The organism is Vibrio sp. 10N.222.55.C6 (assembly GCF_041473395.1).
GTDB classification, from domain to species: Bacteria; Pseudomonadota; Gammaproteobacteria; order Enterobacterales; family Vibrionaceae; genus Vibrio; species Vibrio crassostreae_C.
Genome location: NZ_JBFRSD010000801.1, coordinates 1 through 426 on the forward strand (window position 1 = coordinate 1; position 426 = coordinate 426).

General features: G+C 49.8%; 1 protein-coding gene. It reads right to left on the reverse strand.

All coding sequences use genetic code 11. The features are described from left to right. Positions 1-426 (reverse strand): aldehyde dehydrogenase family protein (locus tag AB4486_RS26260; RefSeq protein WP_372119695.1); only part of this gene is annotated, 426 nt, incomplete at both ends.

Below are 426 nucleotides of genomic sequence, written 5' to 3' on the forward strand. Positions count from 1 at the left end.
CAGGATGCGTTCAACGGCGTCAGCCACATCAAAGTCGGGAGCAATAATCGTTGGAGACTTGCCGCCTAACTCCAAAGTTACTGGCGTTAAGTTGTCGGCTGCTGCTCTCATGACGTGCTTACCCACAGAGGTCGAGCCTGTGAAAAGGATATGGTCAAACGGCAGTTGGCTAAATTTAGCGGAAACATCCGCTTCGCCTTCGATAATCGCGACTTGATCTTCACTAAAGCCTTCGGCCAGCATGGTTTTCAAAACTCGGTTGGTCGCAGGAGTAAACTCGGACATCTTGAGCATTGCAGTGTTGCCCGCCGCTAACGCAGTGATGAGAGGACCTAAAGAGAGCATTATAGGAAAGTTCCAAGGAACGATAATGCCTACAACGCCTACCGGTTGATAGTGAACAGTGATCTTCGCTGGTGTTAGCAT